We start from the raw sequence: 408 nt of genomic DNA, 5'->3' as shown, positions 1-408 counted from the left end.
TTGGCACCCGACCACGATTGGCCTGATCAGCAAGCGAAAACGGCAAGTAGCGCCAATCATCGCGCTCAATACGGCCAAAAACGGCGTTAATATGGGGAGCATAATCGGCAATATCGGGGGTCATCACAATTACATCACGTGGGCGCAAGGTTGCATCGGCAGCAAACGCCGCCAATAAGTTATCTTGCAACACTTCAACTTCCCGCTGACGGCTATGGCAACGATGGAAGGTTAAGCTTTGATCTTCCGCCTGCAAAGCACGTTTATTCTGCGCTGTTGCCGGTGGGTTTAAATCGAAAATGTCTTGTTGTAACTGGTGTAATAAAGGAAATTTGGCTAACTCTGTTGGCCCTTCGCCTTGCTCGGCATATTCGCCTGTAGCCGGGTGCATAAATACATTAATCGGCG

Annotated in this window: 1 pseudogene; it reads right to left on the bottom strand. The window is 49.8% G+C overall.

Annotated features, from left to right (window positions below):
• Positions 1–408 (bottom strand): annotated as a pseudogene (locus VT06_RS17470) (exodeoxyribonuclease V subunit gamma); the annotation flags it as partial.

The sequence above is a fragment of the Arsukibacterium sp. MJ3 genome (genome assembly GCF_000987765.1).
Classification (GTDB): domain Bacteria; phylum Pseudomonadota; class Gammaproteobacteria; order Enterobacterales; family Alteromonadaceae; genus Alishewanella.
Note: the sequence above shows the minus strand (reverse complement) of the source record. Positions and strands in the feature narration are given on the sequence as shown.